The organism is Gordonia sp. UCD-TK1 (assembly GCF_001691435.1).
Classification (GTDB): domain Bacteria; phylum Actinomycetota; class Actinomycetes; order Mycobacteriales; family Mycobacteriaceae; genus Gordonia; species Gordonia hongkongensis.
The window spans coordinates 177,424-193,642 of sequence record NZ_LZMP01000046.1; the positions used below are offsets into that span (position 1 = coordinate 177,424).

A 16,219-nucleotide genomic window follows, 5' to 3' on the forward strand; every position below is an offset into this window, starting at 1 on the left:
CGGCCGATCGCCCGGTGCCCTGCGTACCGGGCGATCGGTGGCCGTCAGGGCTGGTTGCGGGCCGCGCAACCGACCGCGTCGGAGATCGAGGCGAAGCCACCGTCCCGGGCGCGCCGGGCGAGTCCGGCATGGAGTTCGGCGAGCCACACCGGGCCGCCGTAGATGAAGCCGGTGTAGACCTGCAACAGGTCGGCACCGGCGCAGATCCGCTCCCAGGCCTGGTCGACGGTCTCGATGCCGCCCACGCTGACGAGCGCGATACGTCCGCCGACGCGGTCGTAGAGGCGACGCAGCACCGTCAGCGACCGAGCGGCGACCGGCGGCCCGGACAGCCCACCGGCACCGATCTCGTCGACCTCGTGCGACGCGGTGCGCAGACCCTCGCGGCCGATCGTGGTGTTGGTGGCGACGATCCCGGCCAGGCCGAGCTCCACGGCCAGGTCCGCCACGGCGTCGACGTCGTCGTCGACGAGGTCGGGGGCGATCTTCACCAGCACCGGGACGTCCACGGCGGCGAGTACCGCGGCCAGGATGGGCCGCAGTGAGTCGACGGCCTGCAGATCACGCAGTCCCGGGGTGTTCGGCGAACTCACGTTGACCACGACGAAATCCGCGAGCGGTCCGAGCAGTTCCGCCGAACGCCGGTAGTCGTCGATGGCGTCCTCGACCGGGACGACCTTGGTCTTGCCGATGTTGGCTCCGATGGGGACCGACACCGGCCCCCGTCGTACCTCGGTCAGGTGCTGTGCGGCCACCTCGGCACCGGGATTGTTGAAGCCCATCCGATTGATCAGCGCACGGTCCGCGGGCAGCCGGAACAATCGCGGCGTCGGATTCCCGGGCTGCCCCTGGCCGGTGATCGTGCCGATCTCGGCGAACCCGAAGCCGAGCTGACCCCAGGTGTTCACCGCGCCGGCCGTCTTGTCGAACCCGGCCGCCAGACCGATCGGGGCGGGGAAGTCGACGCCGAACACCCGCGTCCGCAGGATCGGATCATGCCGGGCCAACAGCCTCGCGGTCAGGAACGCCAACGGCGAAAACCGCCCGACGACGCGCAGCACCGAGAACACGATGTGATGGATTCGCTCCGGATCGACGCGGAACATGATCGAGCGCACTAGGGGATAGCACCACCGGTTGAGCACGGGAAGTACTCGGGTGGTGCTGCGGGACATCAGCATGCGCGGGCGCTCCGTGGGTCGTTGTCGTCGAATCCGGTGGACCGGTCGCCGGTCGGGTCGGCGGTGTCGGGCCCGCGTGAACCTCGCGGCGGCCGGCGCCGTTTGAGCAGCACCTTGCGGGTTCCGTCGGAGTAGAGCCGCACCCGGGACAGCTCCCAACCGCCGAACTCCGCCTCGAGGGCCAACCGCATCGAGGCGGTCACCCGGGTGACGTCAGGGGGAAGACGCAGCAGGATGCACTCGACATCCTCCGAGGTGACCTCCCACCCGTCGGGATGGCGCGAACCGAGGCGCGCAGCAGTACGCGCACTACGAGCGTGCGGACGCCGGTCAGGATTCATTCGGCCCGCTCGCTTCGCTCCCGGCGCCGGGGTTCATTCGGCCCGCCCGTCGTCGGGAACCACCTGGAGTCCGCCGTTCCGCGCCGAGAGCACGTAGACGGTGCCCGATCCGTCGACCACGATGCGGTCGGGCTGTACGACCGAAGCGAACCGCCGGACCTCGGTGGGTTCACCGTCTGCCAGGTCAAATGCCACCACCTCGTTGTCGCCGGTCGTCGAGACCCAGAGCAGGTCTCGGGTGTCGTCGTAGTCTACGGCGTACGGTCCGCCGGCCACCGGGTAGCGAAAGCGCATCACCAGCGGTGATCCGAAGAAGCCGAGGATCTCGCCGTCACGGGTGTTGGCGACCAGCACGCGTCCGAACTCGTCGACGGTCGAGTTGGTGGCCCCGTTGCCCGCACGCAGCGCCGGCCCCAGTTCACCGGATTCGGGGTCGACGGGGGTCACCGACGACTGCGCCCGATCCAGGACGACGACCTGGCCGTCGAGGCCTTCCGCAGACTCGGGCGCGGCCGTCACCGAGTCCACCCGTACGAAGCGATCGACGTCGTGCTTCTTCGCGAAATCGTTGTCGTACACGAGGACTCGTCCATCGGCCGTGCCGACGACGAGCAGCCCGGCCGTGGTCCGGGCGATCGCCGTCGGCTGGTCGGACTCGAGGTCGCCCGTGCGGACCCGTCCGTCGGCATCGACGACGACGAGCGCACCCGGGCCCGCGCCGACGAACTCGCCGTCGTCGCCGGCGGCCAGGGCGGTGAGGCCCGGGACCGCGATCGTCTGCGGCGGGGTCGTCGGCGCCCCGGCGTCGTATCGGAGGATCTGGTTGCCGTCGGCCGAGAGGACGGCGACGCTGCCACCCGACGCGGCGAGCGCACGCGCCTCGGCCGGGGCGGGCGCGACGGTGCCCGCGGGAGCCGTCGTCGAATTCGCCGGCGCCTCCGGCGCGGTCGCGGGCACGACGGTCGGTACGTCGGGGGTGCCGTCGTCGGAGCCGCACGCGGTGATCATGCCCACACCGATGACCAGTGCCGCCGTGGCCGCGATCGGACCCCGTAGCCGCGACACGCCCGTGTGGGGCTGGTGACTTGGGCGTGAAGGTCGCGGGAAGAGCATGTCCCCATCTTGCGCGACCGCTTCCGCGCGCCGCTCAGGCGGGTCGGGGCCGTGTCGTCGTGTCGGGTCGGCTGCGGCGGTCCCAAGTAGCATCGGGCGCCGTGACCGACACCATGACGTGGACCCAGTCGATCGTCCTCGGGGCGTTGCAGGGCCTCACCGAGTTCCTGCCGATCTCGTCGTCCGGGCATCTCCGGATCGCCTCCGAACTGATGTTCGGCGAGGACGCCGGGGCCTCCTTCACCGCGGTCACGCAGCTCGGCACCGAGGCCGCGGTCCTCGTCTTCTTCGCCCGCGACATCGTCCGCATCATCACCGCGTGGTTCCGCGGGCTCCGTCATGCCGACGAGCGGAACGTCGACTACCGGATCGGCTGGTACGTGATCTTCGCGACCATCCCGATCGGCCTGATCGGTTTCCTGTTCAAGGACGAGATCCGCACCACCGGACGCAATCTGTGGCTCGTCGCCATCATGCTGATCGTGTTCGCCGGCGTGTTCTGGCTGGCCGAGCGCTACGGGCAGAAGCAGCGGAACCTCGAACAGCTCACCCTGCGGGACGGCCTCGTGATGGGTGGCGCCCAATGTCTGGCGCTGATCCCGGGCGTGTCGCGCTCCGGTGCGACCGCGAGTGCCGGCCTGTTCCTCGGACTCGAACGCGAAGCCGCCTTCCGCTTCTCGTTCCTGCTGGCCATCCCCGCGGTCACCGCATCCGGCCTGTTCAGCCTCCCGGACGCGTTCAACCCGAGCGGGGAGGGCATGGAGGCCAGCGGGCCCCAGCTGCTCGTCGCGACGCTGGTCGCGTTCGTCGTCGGTTATGCCGCGATCGCCTGGCTGCTCAAGTTCGTCAGCGCGCACTCCATGAACTGGTTCGGCGCCTATCGCATCGTGCTGGGCGTCACGCTGATCATCCTGTTGTCGACCGGCGTCGTCTCGGCGACCTGATGCCACGGCCGCGGCGCCGGGCGGTCGCGCCGTGCGGTCCCGCCGGGCCGGTGCCTATGGTTGTGGGATGACCGTGATCCTTCTCCGGCACGGCCGTTCGACGGCGAACACCTCAGGGGTGCTCGCCGGTCGCAGCGCCGGCGTCCACCTCGACGACCGCGGGCGCGCCCAGGCCGATGATCTGGTTCGTCGTCTCGGCGACCATCTCGGGTCCATTCGCGCGGTGGCGCGTTCGCCGCTCGATCGGTGCGCCGAGACCGTCCAGCCATTGCTGGCGGCGCTGGCCGGGGACGGGCAGGCGCCACCCGAGATCGTCGTCGACGATCTCGCCGAGGTCGACTACGGCGGGTGGACCGGGCGTCCGATCTCGGAATTGTTGACCGAACCGCTGTGGAAGGTCGTGCAGCGGCAGCCGTCGGCCGCGATCTTCCCCGACGGGGAGGGACTCGCCGATGTGCAGGCACGGGCCGTACGCGCCATCCGCGAACTGGACCGCGTCCACGGCGGCCCGGACGGTTCGGGGGTGTGGATCGCCTGCTCGCACGGTGACGTGATCAAGTCGATCATCGCCGACGCCATGGGCAGCCACCTCGACGCCTTCCAGCGCATCGTCGTCGAACCGGCGTCGATCAGCGTGATCCGCTACACGCCGTCGCGTCCGTATGTCCATACGGTGAATGCGACCGAGTTGCTGTCCATCCCGAAGCCCCCGCCGCCGGCGCAGGACGGGCAGCGACCGTCCGACGACGCGGTGGTGGGCGGCGACACGGGCGCGGATGTCGCGCCGTCCGCCAACGGTGCCGCGACGATCCCGGCGACATCGGGATAATGAACCAGACGACGAAGGAGGTGTGATGTCTCGAGCGATTCACGTGTTCCGGAGCCCGGACCGCTTCGTGGCGGGCACGATCGGGCAGCCCGGTGACCGCACGTTCTACCTCCAGGCGGTCCACGAGGCCCGCATCATCAGCGTGATGCTGGAGAAGCAGCAGGTCCAGATCCTCGCCGACCGGATCGGTGCCCTGCTCGACGAGATCCACCGACGCTTCGGCACGCCGATCCCGCCGGAGACCGACCGGGTCGGTGACCTGAGTCCGCTGGTGATGCCGGTCGACGCCGAGTTCCGGGTCGGCACCATGGGTCTCGGCTGGGACGCCGAATCCGAGGCGGTGGTGGTCGAGTTGCTCGCCATCACCGAGGGGGAGTTCGACGAGAGCGTGGTCCTCGACGACACCGACGAGGGCCCGGACGCGGTGCGGGTCTTCCTGACGACCGCGGCGGCCCGTGAGTTCGCCGCCCGTTCGTCGAGGGTGATATCAGCGGGACGACAGCCGTGCCCGCTGTGCAGCGAACCGCTCGATCCCGAAGGTCACCTGTGTATCCGGACCAACGGGTACAAACGGGCCGCGGAGTTGAGCAAATCCCTCGACTTCATCGACCCCGATGTCTTCAACAGCCTTGCCGCACAGAATGATCCGGGCCTGGCGGTTGATGACGACCCCTTCGGTCAGGCGGGGGACACCCCGCCGTCCGGTGACCCGGACGACCCCGACGAGCCCGGTGACGCCGGCTCTTCCGCACGTGACTGACGAGCCCGCGGTCGACCACGTCCTCCGCGACGGCGAACTCACCATCCTCGGCCGGATCCCCTCGGCCAGCAACGCGACGCTCGTGTGCGATGCGGTGCTCGACGACCGGACCTCGGTGCGCTGTGTGTACAAACCGGTGCGCGGTGAGGTGCCGCTGTGGGACTTCCCCGACGGCACGCTCGCCGGACGGGAAGTGGCGTCGTATCTGATCTCGGAGGCGCTGGGGTGGGACACGATCCCGACCACGGTGCACCGCGACGGGCCGCTCGGGCCCGGGATGGTGCAGCGCTGGGTCGAGACACCCGACAACACCGATCACCCGATCCCGGAGACCGAACCGCGGGTCGACCTGGTCGACCTGTGCCCGGTGGGCGCGGTACCCACCGGCTACCTCGCGGTCCTGCAGGCCTACGACCCGTACGGCGACCCCGTCGTGCTGGTGCACGCCGACGACCCGCGGTTACAGCGCATGTCGGTGCTCGACGTCATCCTCAACAACGCCGACCGCAAGGGCGGTCACGTCCTGGAAGGTCTGGACGGCACCGTCTACGGGATCGACCACGGCATCTGCCTGCACGAGGAGGACAAGCTGCGCACGGTGCTGTGGGGCTGGGCGGGCGAACCGGTACCCGGGCACCTCGTCGCCGATGTCGCCGAACTCGCCGAACGCCTGGCGACCGACGGCTCGGCGCTGCGCGCACAGCTCGCCGAACACATCACGCCCGACGAGATCGAGTCGCTCGCGATCCGCGCGATCGTGGTCGCCGAGAGCGCGACCATGCCGCACCCGCCCGGTCACCGGCCCATCCCGTGGCCGCCGTTCTGAGCGAGTGCGCTCCGTCCCGGACGAGGCCGTGAAGGGCCTGCGCGCGGTGGGCAATACAGTGGACGCATGCAGTCGTGGCCCGATCTCGAACTCCCCGCCGTACCGGGCAGTGGACCCGCCCTCCGTCTCTACGACACCGCCGACCGTGCGGTCCGTCCCGTCGCCCCCGGGGCCACCGCGACCATGTACGTGTGCGGCATCACCCCCTACGACGCGACCCACCTGGGGCACGCCGCCACCTATGTGACCTTCGACCAGGTCAACCGGATCCTGCGCGATCAGGGCCACGAGGTCCATTACGTGCAGAACGTCACCGACGTCGACGACCCGCTGTTCGAACGGGCGGACCGGGACGGCGTCGACTGGCGTGATCTCGGGGCGCGGGAGACGCAGCTGTTCCGCGACGACATGACCGCCCTGCGCGTCCTGCCCCCGCGCGATTACATCGGCGCGGTCGAGTCGGTCAACGAGGTCGTCGAGGTCGTCGGCAAGCTGCTGGCCTCCGGGGCCGCCTACACCGTCGACGACGCGCAGTTCCCGGACGTCTATTTCCGCACCGATGCCACCGAACAGTTCGGCTACGAGTCGGGGTACGACCGCGAGACCATGGAGCGGTTCTTCGCCGAGCGCGGCGGCGATCCCGATCGTCCCGGCAAACGCGATCCGCTCGACGCGCTCCTGTGGCGCGCCGAACGTCCGGGCGAGCCGTCGTGGGAGTCGCCGTTCGGGCCGGGCCGGCCGGGCTGGCACATCGAGTGTTCGGCGATCGCGCTGAACCGGCTCGGGATCGAGTTCGACATCCAGGGCGGCGGTAACGATCTCATCTATCCGCACCACGAGTACTCGGCGGCCCACGGGGAGGCCCTCACCGGTTCGCGGCGGTTCGCCCGGCACTACGTGCACACCGGGATGGTCGGGCTCGACGGCGAGAAGATGTCGAAGAGTCGTGGCAATCTCGTCTTCGTGTCGGTCCTGCGTCGCGAGGGCGTGGACCCCGCGGCCATCCGACTCGCACTGCTCGCCGACCACTACCGCGGTGACCGGATGTGGACGGACGCGGTCCTGGACACGGCCGTCGAACGCCTCGGTCGCTGGCGTGCGGCGCTCGGCGCGAGTACCGGACCCGACGCCGAACCGGTCATCGCACGGATCCGCCAGCATCTCGCCGACGACCTCGACACCCCTAAAGCGCTTGCCGCAGTGGACGGTTGGTGCGCGGATGTGCGCAACGGAATCGGTTCGTCGACGACGGCGCCCGCCGAACTCGCGGCCGCGGTCGACGCGCTGCTGGGAATCCCGCTCGTCCCCGACGTCCGATAGGCGTTGTCCCACGTCCGGATGTCCGCGCGCCGACGTCTGGGTAGAGTGCTGACGTGGCGCGCGTGCAAGAGATCCGACCCGAGACCGACGCCGGGGTGTACACCGTCGTCACCCGGACGTCGACCTACCTGCTGGATTTCACCGAGATGACGCTGCTCCGGGCCCCCGGGGTCGGCGGCACCGAGAACGAGGACTGGACGGTCAGCAGGCTCCGACGCGACTCCGAGGACATCCCGCTGCTCGGGGTGAAGTCCTGTCGCCTGGGGGAGTCCGCGCAATTCTGGGTGCGCGCCGCCGACGATCCCGACGTCCGCACGTGGCGGATCACCACCCCGGTGGTGTCCATCGAGAAGATCGGCTGACGACCCGGATTCCGGCCGGACGCCTGGTTCAGGGTCCGAACGGGCCCTGGCCGCGACGCTTGAGATACCGCTCGAACTCCGCGGCCAGCGCGTCGCCGTCGATCTTCGCCATGACCTCGTCGGTGTCGACCTCGGCGTCCCCGCGCTCCTCGAGCCCGCGCACGTAGTCGGCGATCTCCTCGTCGTCCTCGGTCATCTCGGTGACCGCGCGTTCCCATTCCTCCGCCTGCTCGGGGAGGGTGCCGAGCGGCACCTCGATGTCGAGGACCTCCTCGACCCGGGTCAGCAGCGCCACCGTGGCCTTCGGGTTCGGCGGCGTCGACACGTAGTGGGGGACGGCCGCCCAGAACGAGACGGCCGGCAGACCCGCCTGGACGAAGAGATCCTGGAGCACGCCGGTGATGCCGGTCGGTCCCTCGTAGCGACTCTCCGCGAGGTTGTACCGGGCCGCGGACTCGCTGCTGTAGGCCGCACCGGTAACCGGCACCGGGCGGGTGTGCGGTGTGTCGGCGAGCAACGCGCCCAGCATCACCGTGGTCTCGACACCGAGCTCCTGCGCGAGGTCGACGATCTCGGCGCAGAACGCCCGCCACCGCATGTTGGGTTCGATGCCGCGGACCAGCACGATGTCGCGGTCGGCGCCCCGCGGGCTGCAGTACGAGATCGACGTCGTCGGCCAGTCGATCCGGCGCGTGACCCCGTCGATCTGATTCACGGTGGGGCGATTGACCTGGAAGTCGTAGTATTCATCGGAGTCGATGTCGGCGAGGGGTCGGGCGTCCCATTCGAGTGCCAGGTGCTCGACAGCGCTGCTGGCGGCGTCCCCGGCGTCGTTCCACCCCTCGAAGGCCGCGAGCAGAATGGGTCTGCGCAGCTGGGGAAGGTTCGACGTCTGCTCAGCGTTCACCGATCCAGCCTACGACCGAACACGCAGAGAGGGCGAACTACGCTGTCAACCATGTCCCCTGACTTCTCCGGAACCGATCCACGCGATTTCGACACGACATTTCTGTCGGCGATGTCGCGTCGGGTACTGATCGGCGACGGGGCGATGGGCACCATGCTGCAGGCCGCGGATCTGACGCTCGACGATTTCCGTGGCCTCGAGGGTTGCAACGAGATCCTCAACGACACCCGGCCCGACGTCCTCGAGGGCATCCACCGTGCGTACTTCGAGGCCGGCGCCGACGCCGTGGAGACCAACACCTTCGGGTGCAACCTCTCGAATCTGGGCGATTACGACATCGCGGACCGGATCCGGGAGCTGTCGTACAAGGGAACGACGATCGCGCGCGGCGTCGCCGACGAGATGGGTCCCTCGGCCGACGGCACCGACCGTTTCGTCCTGGGTTCGATCGGGCCGGGCACCAAGCTGCCCAGCCTCGGCCACACCACGTATGCGGCCATCCGCGACGCCTACCTGGAATGCGTCATCGGCATGCTCGAGGGCGGTGCCGACGCGATCCTGATCGAGACCTCGCAGGATCTGCTGCAGGTCAAATCGGCGGTGGTGGCCGCCCGCCGTGCGATGGAGCGGGTGGGCCGCAGGATCCCGATCATCTCCCACGTCACGGTCGAGACGACCGGCACGATGCTCCTCGGCTCGGAGATCGGTGCCGCGCTGACGGCGCTGGAGCCGCTCGGTATCGATCTGATCGGCCTGAACTGCGCCACCGGTCCCGCCGAGATGAGCGAGCACCTGCGGTACCTCTCCAAGCACGCGCGCATCCCGGTGTCGGTGATGCCCAATGCCGGTCTGCCGGTCCTCGGTGCCAACGGCGCCGAGTACCCGCTGACGCCCGAGGAACTCGCGCAGGCCATGTCGCAGTTCGTGGGCGAGTTCGGCCTGCAGTTCGTCGGCGGCTGTTGCGGCACGACACCCGAACACATCCGGCAGGTCGCGGACGCGGTGTCCGAGGTGACCCCGGCGACCCGGACCCCGGAACACGAGTCGGAGACGTCGTCGCTGTACTCCGCGGTGCCCTTCGACCAGGACGCCAGCTTCCTGGTGATCGGTGAGCGCACGAACACCAACGGCTCCAAGGCCTTCCGCGAGGCGATGATCGCCGAGGACTACCAGAAGTGCCTCGACATCGCGAAGGACCAGACCCGCGACGGCGCGCACATGCTCGACCTCAACGTCGACTACGTCGGTCGCGACGGCGCCGCCGACATGACGGCTCTCGCCAGCCGGTTAGCCACCTCGTCGACGCTGCCGATCATGCTCGACTCCACCGAGCCGGAGGTCATCCGAGCCGGTCTGGAGTCGCTGGGCGGGCGCTGCGCGGTGAACTCGGTCAACTACGAGGACGGCGACGGACCGGATTCGCGGTTCACCAAGATCATGCAGCTCGTCGTCGAGCACGGGGCGGCGGTCGTCGCGCTCACCATCGACGAGGAGGGGCAGGCGCGTACCGCGGACTGGAAGGTCCGGGTGGCCGAGCGGCTGATCGCCGACATCACCGGCAACTGGGGACTCGCCGAAGAAGACATCATCCTCGACACGCTGACCTTCCCGATCTCGACGGGTCAGGAAGAAGTCCGACGCGACGGCATCGAGACCATCGAGGCCATCCGCCGGCTGCACGAGGCCCACCCCGACGTGCACTTCACGCTGGGCATCTCGAACATCTCCTTCGGGCTCAATCCCGCTGCGCGACAGGTGCTCAACTCGGTCTTCCTGCACGAGTGCGTACAGGCCGGCCTCGACACCGCGATCGTGCACGCGTCGAAGATCCTGCCGATGGCCCGGATCCCGGAGGAGCACCGCGAGGTCGCCCTCGACCTCGTCTACGACCGGCGGCGTGAGGGTTACGACCCGCTGCAGAAGCTCATGGAGCTGTTCGAGGGTGTCTCGGCCGCCTCGGCGCGTGAGTCGCGGGCCCAGGAACTGGCGAAGCTGCCGCTGTTCGAGCGCCTGGAGCGCCGGATCGTCGACGGTGAGCGCAACGGTCTGACCGACGACCTCGACGAGGCGATGACCCAGGTCCCGCCGCTGACGATCATCAACGACACGCTGCTGGCCGGGATGAAGACCGTCGGCGAGCTCTTCGGTTCGGGCCAGATGCAGCTGCCGTTCGTGCTGCAGTCCGCCGAGGTGATGAAGACCGCGGTGGCGCATCTCGAGCCGCACATGGAGGCCACCGGCGAGGACGGCAAGGGACGCATCGTCCTCGCCACCGTCAAGGGCGACGTGCACGACATCGGCAAGAACCTCGTCGACATCATCCTGTCCAACAACGGGTACGAGGTCGTCAACATCGGCATCAAACAGCCGATCGCGACCATCCTCGACGTCGCCGCGGACAAGCGCGCGGACGTCATCGGGATGTCCGGGCTGCTGGTCAAGTCGACCGTGGTGATGAAGGAGAACCTCGAGGAGATCAACTCCCGCGGGCTCGCCGACGAGTACCCGGTCCTCCTCGGCGGCGCCGCACTCACCCGCTCCTACGTCGAGAACGATCTCTCCGAGACCTACGAGGGCGACGTGCACTATGCGCGTGACGCTTTCGAGGGTCTGCGCCTGATGGACGACATCATGGCGACCAAGCGCGGCGGGGGACCCGACCCGGACAGCGACGAGGCGAAGGCCGCGGCGGAGAAGGCCGCCGAACGCAAGGCCCGCCATGAGCGATCGAAGCGCATCGCGGCCAAGCGCAAGGCCGCCGAGGAACCCGTCGAGGTGCCGGCCCGCTCGGATGTGGCCGCCGACAACGAGATCCCGACCCCGCCGTTCTGGGGGTCGCGGATCGTCAAGGGCGTCCCGATCGCGGACTACATGCAGCTCCTCGACGAGCGCGCGCTGTTCCTGGGTCAGTGGGGTCTTCGGGGCGCCCGCGGTGGTGACGGGCCGTCGTATGAGGACCTCGTCGAGACCGAGGGCCGTCCGCGACTGCGGTACTGGATCGATCGCCTGTCGACCGAGAACATCCTGCAGCACGCCGCGGTGGTCTACGGGTACTACCCGGCGGTCAGTGACGGCGACACCGTCCACGTGCTCACCGAGCCGGAACCCGATGCGCCGGTGCGGTTCAGCTTCACGTTCCCGCGTCAGCAGCGGTCGCGGTTCCTGTGCATCGCGGACTTCATCCGGTCCCGCGCCGACGCGAAGGCGGCCGGCAAGGTCGACGTGCTGCCGTTCCAGCTCGTCACCATGGGACAGCCGATCGCCGACTTCGCCAACAAGCTGTTCGCCGACAACGCCTACCGCGACTACCTCGAGGTGCACGGCATCGGCGTGCAGCTGACCGAGGCGCTCGCCGAATACTGGCACCAGCGGGTGCGCAGCGAACTCGCGTTCGGCGACCGCACGATGGCCAGCGAGGACCCGGAGAACGCCCAGGGCTTCTTCGACCTCGAATACCGCGGCGCGCGTTTCTCGTTCGGTTACGGCGCCTGCCCCGACCTCGAGGACCGGGCGAAGATGATGGAGTTGCTCGAGCCAGGGCGGATCGGCGTCGAACTGTCCGAGGAGTTGCAGTTGCATCCCGAGCAGTCGACCGACGCGTTCGTGTTGCACCATCCGGAGGCGAAGTACTTCAACACCTGACGTACTTCGCCACCGGATCGAGGGACGGGGGACAGGCGATGACGGTTCTGGAGCGGTCCGAGGGGCCGGTGCGGATCATCGGGATCGACCGGCCGGATCGGCGCAACGCCGTCGACCGGGCGACGGCCGATGCGCTGGCGGATGCCTTCCGGCGGTTCGACGCCGACGACTCGGTGTCGGTCGCGGTGCTCTACGGCGAAGGCGGGACCTTTTGCGCCGGAGCCGATCTCAAGGCCATCTCGGACGGTGACCCGAATCGGGTGGCACCCGACGGTGACGGTCCGATGGGCCCGACGCGGATGACGTTGTCCAAGCCGGTCATCGCGGCGATCTCCGGGCACGCCGTGGCCGGCGGACTGGAGCTGGCGCTGTGGGCGGACCTGCGTGTGGTCGACGACGACGCCGTCTTCGGGGTGTTCTGCCGGCGCTGGGGCGTCCCGCTGATCGACGGCGGCACCGTTCGACTTCCGCGCCTGATCGGCGAGAGCCGGGCCATGGATCTCGTGCTGACCGGCCGGGCGGTACCCGCCGATGAGGCCCTGTCGATCGGGCTCGCCAATCGCGTCGTGCCGTCGGGGACTGCGCTACCGGCCGCGATCGCGCTGGCCGCCGAGATCGCCGCGTTCCCGCAGACGTGCATGCGCGAGGACCGGATGTCGGTCCTCGAACAGGACGGCCTGGACACGGACGCGGCCATCGTCAACGAACTCCGACACGGCATGGTCTCGCTCACCACGGACACCCTGGCCGGCGCAAGCAGATTCGCCGGCGGCGCGGGCCGGCACGGGGAGGGCGTGGGCAGTTAGGCGAACCGACGAATGCGGAACGTCTCGACGCGCCAAGCTACTCACCAGCCCTGCTCCCGGATCCGAAAGAACGCCCTGCCCCTGCTCCCTGAGGAGCGCCCGGAGCTTGCGGAGGGCGACCAACCCCGCTCCCTGAGGAGCGCCCGGAGCTTGCGGAGGGTGCGTCACGAAGGGTCTTCGCAACCCAACTCACCTGGACCCTTCGTGACGGCCTCCGCAAGCTCCGGCCTCCTCAGGGAGCAGTGATTGGGCTCGCGCCGAGCACAACGGGTTCTTTCGGAGTCCACGACGGCCGGCAGGCCGCAGACACTGAGGTATGAGGAGCGATAGCCGCCGGGCCGAGCAAGCGACGAAGGAGCGCGTCGAGGTCGGCGAGCTACGACGGGTTGCGTTGCAGCGCAGTCAGTTGCGTGCGAGGTACTCGGCTAGGAATGCTTCGACGAGGGAGGGTCGGAGCTGTCGTTGGCCGGGTCGGGGTGGTCTCACGTCGATGACGTGGCTGGTTCTCGACCATGAGCGACGCGCGTCGTCGTGGTGCCGGTTGTTCGGGCGCGCGTGATCGCCGGACCGCGTTGGTGGCCCGTGGATCTGCTCGCGCACGGTGTTCAGGTGTTGTGTGAATCGCCGGGGTATGTCGGGTCGGCGGTTGATGTGTTCGGGGTTGGGTGGTGCGCCGGGTTCGGCGTTGAGTCGCCAGATGCAGCGGCCTTCGTCTGGTCCGGACCGGGCGATGCGGGTGGTGTATTGGCCGGGTTGGTCACCGACCATCCGGTTGTGGCGTGGGCAGGCCGGTGCGAGGTCGTCGATGTCGGTGAGACCGCCTTTGGCCCAATCCTTCTGGGCGTGATGAAGCTCGATGTGGGTGGCGGGCTGCTCGCAGCCTGGTGCTGAGCACACTTCCCCGTCGGGGCGGGCGAAGGAGACGAGGCGTTGTTCGCGGGTGGCGAGTCGTTTCCCGCGCCCGAAGTGCAGCGGGACAGCGGAGGCGTCTTTGAAGATCGCCAACCACGGTTGGACCTCACCGGCCATGGCGATGAGGTCCGGGATGGGCAGCAGGGTTCCGGTGGCGGTGGTCGCGAGTCCGGCTTCACGGATGAGGTCGTTGAGGTCGGCTTTGACGATCAGTTGCACGGGTAATCCGCGGTGCGACTTTCCGAGGGTCCCGTCGGCGAAACCGGCGGCGAGTGCGGCGTCGAGGGCGTCGTGGTTGATCTGCGCGGGAGTGCGGCTGTCGCGGTCGGCCGCGGTGGTCAGGGCGTCGGGGTCAGCGGCCCCGGCCGGCCCGCTGGGTGCCTCGGGGTCGTCGGGATTGTTGAGCCCGGGTTTGCCCCATACCGCGAACATCATCGTCAGCCGGGCGGCGAGTTCGGGGGTCAGCGTGCCGGAGATCTTCGCGGTGCCATCAGCGCGTTGGCGGCCGATCCACAGGTTGCGGCGTCGTTTCTGGTCGGTGTCATCAGCCAATGTGCCGTCGGGGTCGAGATGAGCCAGCAGCCGGGCACCGAGTTGAGTGATGTCGGCGGGTGTGTGGTCGGTGGCGATCTCGGCCATCTGCCGTTCGGCCGCGACTTTCACGTCGTGGTCGATTCCGTGGGGGATCTGGTCGAGGACATCGAGGGCGGCCTGCACGTGTGCGGAACCGACCGCTCCTGCGGCGAAAGCCTCGGCCAGGGTGGGGTGTTCGGGTTCCAGTTTGTCGCCGCCGAGGCTGGTGCGGGTGGCGGTGGCGTCCATCTGCTTACGGCGTCGCATCGGGTTGGAGACGCGTAGCCGGTGGGTCATGTACTGCATGAGTGTTCGGCACCCGGCTTTGCGGGGCAGGTCGCGGGCCTCGACCTGATCGATCTGCCGGTCACCGGCAACAGTCAACCGTGCGATCGCTTTCTCGGTATCGGCTGCCACTTCGGCCAACTCGGCATCGGTGCACGGCCCCAGGTCGACCGTCTGCAACTCGTCCACGATGCGGTGGAGGTCGGCAATCAACTCGACGGCACGCGGCTGCGGCGTCGCTGATCCGTCAGACATGGCCACCACCCAAGAACCGTAGCTGCGAATGTACGTTCGAGTGTACACCACAGCCGGCATCTCGCAACTCGAAAGTTTCTGTTGTGCAACGGCATTCGTCGACGACAACTTGTCGGTGCGTTGTGGTAAATGGGGGTGCCGGTTTGCGTTGTCCTCGAATTATGTTGTTACGAGTCCTCTCTCGACTGCGGATGTGCTCGGGGAGGCCAGAGACCGCTCAGACGTCCAGCACTTCGGTCAACTGCGGGACGATCTGCTTCTTGCGCGAGACGACGCCTTTGCCGAAGGCATGGCCGTCCGCCACGGTGACCCCGAGCGCCTGTTCGACCGCCGAGGCGGGTTCCCCGACCACCAGCAGATCCGAGTCGGCCTTGATCACATCGGTGATGAGCAGGAGGTAGAGGTCGTAGCCGGCTGCCTCCTTCTCCGCGGCCATCGCCGTGAGGAACTCCTCGCGGCGTGCAAGCACCTCGGCGGAGTCGACCGTGGTGATCTGCGAGACCCGCACCGTCTTCGGCCCCATTTCGAAGCTCTTGGAGTCCCGTCCGATGATCGCCGACACCGGCTCGTCGCCGAGCGCGGTCCCGGCCCGTAGAAGCGCGTCGCCGTACTCGTCGACGTCGACGCCCGCGATGTCGGCAAGCTCGGCGGCAGCGGCGCGATCGGCGTCGGTGCAGGTGGGGGAGTTGAACAAGAGGGTGTCGGAGATGATCGCCGACAGCATGATGCCCGCCTGCGGACGCGGGATCTCGACCCCGTTCTCCGCGTACATCCGGGTGAGAATCGTGCAGGTGCATCCGACCGGCTCGACGCGCATGTACAGCGGCGCCGCCGTCTCGAAATTGGCGATCCGATGGTGGTCGATGACCTTCAGAACGGTCACGTCGGTGATGTCGGCAACGCTCTGCTGGCGCTCGTTGTGGTCGACGAGCATCACCTCCGCCGGCGCGGCCGTCTCGATGACGCGCGGCGCGTCGAGTCCGAAATGCTCCAGTGCGAAGGCGGTTTCGAGACTCGGTCGGCCCAGGGCGACGGCCTCGACATCGCTGCCGAGCGCGGCTTCGAGGTGGGCGAGGCCGATCGCCGCCCCGATGGCATCGGTGTCGGGGTTGCGGTGTCCGAACACCAGGATCTTCGACATGGGACCTCGGCTTTCTCCTCGG

14 protein-coding genes are annotated in these 16,219 nt (G+C 68.7%); 8 read left to right on the forward strand and 6 right to left on the reverse strand.

Features of this window, described 5'->3' with window-relative positions:
- Positions 1-44 precede the first annotated feature (44 nt).
- From A9310_RS20705 to A9310_RS20715, 3 genes are read right to left on the reverse strand one after another with little or no spacing between them, the layout of a single operon-like run.
- Positions 45-1,181 carry a quinone-dependent dihydroorotate dehydrogenase gene (locus A9310_RS20705; RefSeq protein ID WP_065632193.1) on the reverse strand — a complete coding sequence of 379 codons (1,137 nt, stop codon included), beginning with the start codon at positions 1,179-1,181 and terminating at the stop codon, positions 45-47.
- The gene (locus tag A9310_RS20710) at positions 1,175-1,522 is read right to left on the reverse strand and encodes a DUF5703 family protein (RefSeq protein ID WP_065632194.1); all 348 of its coding nucleotides are present in this window, start codon (positions 1,520-1,522) and stop codon (positions 1,175-1,177) included. Before A9310_RS20710 ends, A9310_RS20705 begins: the two co-directional genes overlap by 7 nt.
- A gap of 33 nt (positions 1,523-1,555) precedes the next feature.
- Positions 1,556-2,635 (reverse strand): hypothetical protein, encoded by a 1,080-nt coding sequence (locus A9310_RS20715; RefSeq protein ID WP_065632195.1) that lies wholly within the window; start codon positions 2,633-2,635, stop codon positions 1,556-1,558.
- A gap of 101 nt (positions 2,636-2,736) precedes the next feature.
- On the opposite strand from A9310_RS20715, the gene A9310_RS20720 reads away from it, so the two are divergent.
- The 6 genes from A9310_RS20720 to A9310_RS20745 all read left to right on the forward strand — a co-directional run bounded on the left by A9310_RS20720 (position 2,737) and on the right by A9310_RS20745 (position 7,676).
- Positions 2,737-3,579: an undecaprenyl-diphosphate phosphatase gene (locus tag A9310_RS20720; protein WP_058250412.1), complete on the forward strand. Its 843-nt coding sequence runs from the start codon at positions 2,737-2,739 to the stop codon at positions 3,577-3,579.
- Positions 3,580-3,646: 67 nt separating this feature from the next.
- On the forward strand, positions 3,647-4,408 hold the full coding sequence (locus A9310_RS20725) for an MSMEG_4193 family putative phosphomutase (protein ID WP_065632196.1): 762 nt from the start codon (positions 3,647-3,649) through the stop codon (positions 4,406-4,408).
- Between the two features lie 25 nt (positions 4,409-4,433).
- Positions 4,434-5,168 carry a DUF3090 domain-containing protein gene (locus A9310_RS20730; protein ID WP_065632197.1) on the forward strand — a complete coding sequence of 245 codons (735 nt, stop codon included), beginning with the start codon at positions 4,434-4,436 and terminating at the stop codon, positions 5,166-5,168.
- Complete coding sequence (locus tag A9310_RS20735; protein WP_065632198.1) at positions 5,140-5,994, forward strand: SCO1664 family protein; 855 nt, start codon at positions 5,140-5,142, stop codon at positions 5,992-5,994. Before A9310_RS20730 ends, A9310_RS20735 begins: the two co-directional genes overlap by 29 nt.
- A 66-nt stretch (positions 5,995-6,060) precedes the next feature.
- The gene (gene mshC, locus A9310_RS20740) at positions 6,061-7,314 is read left to right on the forward strand and encodes a cysteine--1-D-myo-inosityl 2-amino-2-deoxy-alpha-D-glucopyranoside ligase (protein ID WP_065632199.1); all 1,254 of its coding nucleotides are present in this window, start codon (positions 6,061-6,063) and stop codon (positions 7,312-7,314) included.
- A gap of 53 nt (positions 7,315-7,367) precedes the next feature.
- Positions 7,368-7,676 (forward strand): hypothetical protein, encoded by a 309-nt coding sequence (locus A9310_RS20745; RefSeq protein WP_058250417.1) that lies wholly within the window; start codon positions 7,368-7,370, stop codon positions 7,674-7,676.
- A gap of 28 nt (positions 7,677-7,704) precedes the next feature.
- Here the strand turns inward: A9310_RS20745 and A9310_RS20750 are convergent, their stop codons facing one another.
- Complete coding sequence (locus tag A9310_RS20750) at positions 7,705-8,583, reverse strand: PAC2 family protein (RefSeq protein WP_058250418.1); 879 nt, start codon at positions 8,581-8,583, stop codon at positions 7,705-7,707.
- Between the two features lie 51 nt (positions 8,584-8,634).
- Between A9310_RS20750 and metH the strand changes: the two genes are divergently transcribed.
- On the forward strand, positions 8,635-12,225 hold the full coding sequence (gene metH, locus A9310_RS20755) for a methionine synthase (RefSeq protein WP_065632200.1): 3,591 nt from the start codon (positions 8,635-8,637) through the stop codon (positions 12,223-12,225).
- 38 nt (positions 12,226-12,263) lie between these two features.
- On the forward strand, positions 12,264-13,031 hold the full coding sequence (locus A9310_RS20760; RefSeq protein ID WP_065632201.1) for a crotonase/enoyl-CoA hydratase family protein: 768 nt from the start codon (positions 12,264-12,266) through the stop codon (positions 13,029-13,031).
- Between the two features lie 402 nt (positions 13,032-13,433).
- Here A9310_RS20760 and A9310_RS20765 read toward each other — a convergent pair whose 3' ends face one another.
- Entirely contained in the window at positions 13,434-15,056 is a 1,623-nt protein-coding gene (locus A9310_RS20765) for an HNH endonuclease signature motif containing protein (RefSeq protein WP_065632232.1), read from the reverse strand.
- A 217-nt stretch (positions 15,057-15,273) separates the two neighbouring features.
- Entirely contained in the window at positions 15,274-16,197 is a 924-nt protein-coding gene (locus A9310_RS20770) for a manganese-dependent inorganic pyrophosphatase (RefSeq protein ID WP_065632202.1), read from the reverse strand.
- Positions 16,198-16,219: the final 22 nt, after the last annotated feature.

Excerpts from the sequence above, each read along its gene's own strand:
- A9310_RS20705 (WP_065632193.1), bottom strand. The coding sequence starts at position 1,181 with ATGCTGATGTCCCGCAGCACCACCCGAGTACTTCCCGTGCTCAACCGG.
- A9310_RS20710 (WP_065632194.1), bottom strand. The coding sequence starts at position 1,522 with ATGAATCCTGACCGGCGTCCGCACGCTCGTAGTGCGCGTACTGCTGCG.
- A9310_RS20715 (WP_065632195.1), bottom strand. The coding sequence starts at position 2,635 with ATGCTCTTCCCGCGACCTTCACGCCCAAGTCACCAGCCCCACACGGGC.
- A9310_RS20725 (WP_065632196.1), top strand. The coding sequence starts at position 3,647 with ATGACCGTGATCCTTCTCCGGCACGGCCGTTCGACGGCGAACACCTCA.
- A9310_RS20730 (WP_065632197.1), top strand. The coding sequence starts at position 4,434 with ATGTCTCGAGCGATTCACGTGTTCCGGAGCCCGGACCGCTTCGTGGCG.
- mshC (WP_065632199.1), top strand. The coding sequence starts at position 6,061 with ATGCAGTCGTGGCCCGATCTCGAACTCCCCGCCGTACCGGGCAGTGGA.
- metH (WP_065632200.1), top strand. The coding sequence starts at position 8,635 with ATGTCCCCTGACTTCTCCGGAACCGATCCACGCGATTTCGACACGACA.
- A9310_RS20760 (WP_065632201.1), top strand. The coding sequence starts at position 12,264 with ATGACGGTTCTGGAGCGGTCCGAGGGGCCGGTGCGGATCATCGGGATC.
- A9310_RS20765 (WP_065632232.1), bottom strand. The coding sequence starts at position 15,056 with ATGTCTGACGGATCAGCGACGCCGCAGCCGCGTGCCGTCGAGTTGATT.
- A9310_RS20770 (WP_065632202.1), bottom strand. The coding sequence starts at position 16,197 with ATGTCGAAGATCCTGGTGTTCGGACACCGCAACCCCGACACCGATGCC.